We start from the raw sequence: 3,670 nt of genomic DNA on the forward strand, positions 1-3,670 counted from the left end.
ATCGAGCCCAGCTCAACCATCATCACGAAGGAGCGCGAGTACACAAAGTCGCCGACCATGTCATTCTGATGGCCGCCGCCAGCTGCCTGCGGCGTAATGGCGACCCGCGAAGCCCACAATGGACGCTGACCACTGGAGCGCACAAAAGGGCTGTCGACGGTGGTGGCGGCCGGGGCTTTGGCTTCGGCAGTCAGCGCCGTGGTCGCCGCAGCCTCCCCCGGCACCGCAGCTTTGTTTTTCGACATCTGGCGCATCAACACATCGGCCAGGCCGATACCACCGCCCTGCCGGGACAGGGTCACGGACAATTGCTGGTCGTACATTTCCTGGTACTGCTTGGCCGCCGGGGTGTTGAGCGGGTTGTCCTTGCCCAGCACTTCGTTGGCCGAGCGCATCGACTTGAGCATTTCGTTGAGAAACAGCGACTCGAATTCCTGGGCAACTTTGCGCATATTGCCGTCGCTTTCGCGGTCGCCGACTTTCAGATTGTTCAGCCGATTCAGGTCGGTGAACGCCCCGGAATCGCTGCCACTGACTACGCCACTCTTACGCATATCCATGACGTCGGCCTCAGATCACGATCAGGTCGGCTTGCAGCGCGCCGGCCTGTTTCAGCGCTTCGAGAATCGCCATCAAGTCCCCTGGCGCTGCGCCGACCTGGTTTACCGCCCGCACGATTTCGTCGAGGGTGGTGCCCGGGCCGAACTTGAACATCGGCTTGGCTTCCTGCTGGGCATTCAGTCGCGAACGCGGCACCACGGCGGTCTCGCCGTTGGACAGCGGGCCGGGCTGGCTGACAATCGGGTCTTCGGTGATGGTCACGGTCAGGCTACCGTGGGTCACTGCGGCGGGCGAAACCTTGACGTTCTGGCCAATCACGATGGTGCCGGTGCGCGAGTTGATGATGACCTTGGCCACCGCCTGCCCCGGATCGACTTCGAGGTTTTCCAGGATCGACAGATAGTCGACCCGCTGGCTCGGATCCAGTGGCGCGGTCACGCGAACCGAGCCGCCATCGATGGCCTGCGCCACACCGGGGCCGAGCAGGTCATTGATCTTGTCGACGATACGCTTGGCGGTGGTGAAGTCCGAGCGATTGAGGTTCAGGGTCAGGCTGTTGCCCTGGTTGAAACCGCTGGGTACGGCCCGCTCAACCGATGCACCACCCGGAATACGCCCGGCCGACGGCACGTTGACAGTGATTTTCGAGCCGTCGCGGCCTTCGGCATCGAAACCGCCGACCACCAGATTGCCCTGGGCCACCGCATACACATTGCCATCGATGCCTTTAAGCGGTGTCAGCAGCAGCGTACCGCCGCGCAGGCTTTTGGAGTTGCCGATGGAGGAAACGGTGATATCGATCACCTGCCCCGGCTTGGCGAATGCCGGCAAATCGGCGCTGATGGACACCGCCGCAACGTTTTTCAGCTGCACATTGCCCGAACCCGGCGGCACCTTGATGCCAAACTGCGACAGCATGTTATTGAACGTCTGCAGGGTAAACGGGGTTTGTGTGGTCTGGTCACCCGTACCATTCAAGCCCACCACCAGGCCATAACCAATCAATTGGTTGGAACGCACGCCGGAAATGCTGGCGATGTCTTTCAACCGCTCGGCGTGGGCGCCCAGGGAGGTCGACAACAGCAACACGGCTGCCAGCAGATGCTTGAGGTTGGGCATGGTGAGCTTCATCACTAAAAGGGAAACAGCGGGCTAAGGAAGAAACGGTCAAACCAGCCCGGCTGGCTCGCATCGGCAAACGAACCGGTGCCCGAGTAGGTGATGCGCGCATCGGCCACACGGGTCGAAGACACAGTGTTGTCAGTGGCAATGTCATCGGCCCGTACCAGGCCGGCAATGCGTACCAGCTCGTCGCCGGTGTTAAGGGTCATCCACTTTTCACCGCGCACGGCGATGATGCCGTTGGGCAGCACGTCGGCGACAGTCACGGTGATCGAACCGGTCAGGCTGTTGCCCTGCCCGGCCTTGCTGTCGCCCTTGGTGGCACGGCTGCCGCTGTAACCGGCATTGAGGCTCAGGTCACCCCCGCCCAGCGGGTTGTTGGTGGTCAGGCCGCTGCCGAACAACGAGGTCAGGCCGATGCTGGTGTTGCTGTTTTTACCGATCGCCGAGTTGGCGTTTTTACTCGCCTGGGTCTTCTCATTAAGGGTAATGGTAATGATGTCGCCGATGCGGTACGCCTTGCGGTCGCTGTACAGGTTCTGCTCGAAACCGGCCTGGTAAATCGAGCCGTTGTTGGCGGCAGCCGGCAGCGGCGTACGCGGCAGCACAGGTGCGTAGTACGGGTCGTTGGCCCGCGGTGGCGGGCTGACGCAGCCGGCCAGCAAGGTGATGGCGCCCAGTGCCAGAACAGAAAACAAGCGCTTCATGAGCTCTCCCGCTATTTCACGTAATTACAGGTTTTGCGTGACGAACGACAACATCTGGTCAGCGGTCGAGATCACTTTGGAGTTCATCTCGTAGGCGCGCTGGGTGGTGATCATATTGACCATTTCTTCCACGGTGCTGACGTTCGAGGTCTCGAGCATGCTTTGCATGGTCAGGCCAAAGCCGTTCAGGCCCGGGGTGCCGATTTGCGGCGCACCGCTGGAGGCGGTTTCCAGGAACAGGTTGCCGCCCTGGGACTGCAAGCCGGCCGGGTTGATAAAGTCGGCGGTCTGCACGTTGCCGATCACTTGCGCGGCCGGGTTGCCGGAAATGGTCACCGATACGGTGCCGTCCTGGCCGACGGTGAAGGTCTGGGCATCGGCCGGCACCACAATCGCCGGTTCCAGGGCAAAGCCGTTAGCGGTGACGATCTGGCCATTGGAGTCCAGATGGAAAGTACCGTCACGGGTGTAGGCCGTTGTTCCGTCGGGCTGCATGATCTGGAAAAAACCACGGCCGTTGATGGCCATGTCCAGCGGCTGCTCAGTGGTTTGCAGGCTACCGGCAGTGAAGTTCTTTTGCGTGCCGACAATACGTACACCGGTGCCCACTTGCAGGCCCGATGGCAGTTCGCTGTCCTGGGTCGACTGTGCACCTGGCTGGCGCTTGATCTGGTAGAGCAAGTCCTGGAACTCGGCGCGATCACGCTTGAAGCCGGTGGTCGAGACGTTGGCCAGGTTGTTGGAAATGGTGGTCAGGTTGGTGTCTTGTGCAGCCAAACCCGTTTTTGCAACCCACAGTGCCGGAAGCATGGAGCTCTCCTCGCGCGCCGGTTTTTCGGCGCCACGTTCAAGTAATTAGCTGATGGACAGGACGCGAGTCATGGCCTGATCGTCTTCTTTGGCGGTGTTCATCATTTTGATATGCAGCTCGAACTGCTTGGACAAAGCCAGCACCGAGGTCATTTCATCCACGGCATTGACGTTGCTCGCCTGCAGAAAACCCGAGGTCACCCGCACATTGGCATCGGCCGGGGCCGGCTGACCGTCATTGGTGTGGATCAGGCCGTCGAGGCCCTTGCTCATGGTTTTCAGGTCCGGCTGGACCAGCTTGATGCGGTCCACTTGCGCCATCACCCGCGGGCCTTCGCCCTGGGCGCGGATGCTGATGGTGCCGTCTTCGCCGACTTCGATCTGCTGCTGGGGCGGCACCGCGATCGGCCCGCCGTTGCCCATGATCGGCATGCCGTTGCCGGCACGCAGGATGCCCAGGGCATCCACGT

At 61.4% G+C, this 3,670-nt stretch carries 5 protein-coding genes; all 5 read right to left on the reverse strand.

Features of this window, described 5'->3' with window-relative positions; translation table 11 throughout:
• A partial coding sequence (locus GHO42_RS01945; protein ID WP_178114880.1) for a rod-binding protein occupies positions 1–560 on the reverse strand: 560 nt, incomplete at its 3' end.
• Between the two features lie 10 nt (positions 561–570).
• Complete coding sequence (locus GHO42_RS01950) at positions 571–1,680, reverse strand: flagellar basal body P-ring protein FlgI (protein WP_095002626.1); 1,110 nt, start codon at positions 1,678–1,680, stop codon at positions 571–573.
• Between the two features lie 14 nt (positions 1,681–1,694).
• A complete protein-coding gene (gene flgH, locus GHO42_RS01955; RefSeq protein WP_095002627.1) occupies positions 1,695–2,390 on the reverse strand; it encodes a flagellar basal body L-ring protein FlgH in 696 nt (231 codons plus the stop codon).
• 24 nt (positions 2,391–2,414) lie between these two features.
• Positions 2,415–3,200: a flagellar basal-body rod protein FlgG gene (gene flgG / locus GHO42_RS01960; protein ID WP_095002628.1), complete on the reverse strand. Its 786-nt coding sequence runs from the start codon at positions 3,198–3,200 to the stop codon at positions 2,415–2,417.
• A gap of 45 nt (positions 3,201–3,245) precedes the next feature.
• Positions 3,246–3,670: flagellar basal body rod C-terminal domain-containing protein (locus GHO42_RS01965; protein ID WP_306108753.1), on the reverse strand; the 425-nt coding region annotated here is incomplete at its 5' end.

It is taken from the genome of Pseudomonas sp. FSL R10-0056 (genome assembly GCF_009600105.1).
Lineage (GTDB): Bacteria > Pseudomonadota > Gammaproteobacteria > Pseudomonadales > Pseudomonadaceae > Aquipseudomonas > Aquipseudomonas bubulae.

Excerpts from the sequence above, each read along its gene's own strand:
- GHO42_RS01950 (WP_095002626.1), bottom strand. The coding sequence starts at position 1,680 with ATGCCCAACCTCAAGCATCTGCTGGCAGCCGTGTTGCTGTTGTCGACC.
- flgH (WP_095002627.1), bottom strand. The coding sequence starts at position 2,390 with ATGAAGCGCTTGTTTTCTGTTCTGGCACTGGGCGCCATCACCTTGCTG.
- flgG (WP_095002628.1), bottom strand. The coding sequence starts at position 3,200 with ATGCTTCCGGCACTGTGGGTTGCAAAAACGGGTTTGGCTGCACAAGAC.